This is a genomic window from Aerococcus sp. L_32, from assembly GCF_050689315.1.
In genome coordinates this window covers 1-823 of record NZ_JBOEQF010000819.1, presented here as the reverse complement: position 1 = coordinate 823, position 823 = coordinate 1, and the positions used below count along the sequence as shown (strand labels likewise).

At 39.7% G+C, this 823-nt stretch carries 1 protein-coding gene; it reads left to right on the top strand.

The genetic code is table 11. The features are described 5' to 3' along the window. On the top strand, positions 1 to 823 hold an 823-nt coding region (locus ACRCJ0_RS16685; RefSeq protein ID WP_431391278.1), incomplete at both ends, for an ABC transporter ATP-binding protein.

Here is an 823-nt window from a genome sequence, read left to right as displayed (position 1 = left end):
TGTATTTGTAGGACCATCTGGTTGCGGCAAATCGACTACCCTACGTATGATCGCAGGATTAGAAACTATTTCTGAAGGGGAATTACGTATTGGTGATGAGGTTGTCAACAACGTACCTGCAAAAGACCGTGACATCGCAATGGTTTTCCAATCATACGCCTTATACCCACATATGAATGTTCGTGACAATATTGCCTTCGCAATGAAAATGGAAGGTATTTCGAAAAAAGAACGTTATGCAAAAGTTGAAGAAGTAGCGAAATCACTACAACTAACAGAATACTTAGACAAGAAGCCAGGTGCCTTATCTGGTGGACAGCGTCAGCGTGTGGCTTTAGGTCGTGCGATGGTACGTAATCCAAAAGTCTTCTTATTAGATGAACCATTATCAAACTTAGATGCGAAATTACGTGTATCGATGCGTTCTGAAATCGTTGAATTGCACCGTCAATTAAAAACTACCTTCATCTATGTCACACATGACCAAACCGAAGCGATGACAATGGGGACACGTATTGCAGTCTTAAATGCTGGTCGCGTTGAACAATTTGATACACCAGAAAACTTATACAATAATCCAGTGAACCGTTTTGTTGCGGAATTCATTGGCAGTCCACAAATGAACTTAATAAACGGTCGGTTAGTAAAAACTAAAAATGGTACGGCAATTGAATCAAGCGAGGAAATCTTCCCATTACCTCAAGAGATGCAGGATAACATTTTAGTAGAAGCAACAGGTCAAGAAATTCAAATTGGTTTACGCCCAGAGCACTTTGAATATAAGAATGACCGTTTTGATAACCAGACTATTTTAGTTCAAACG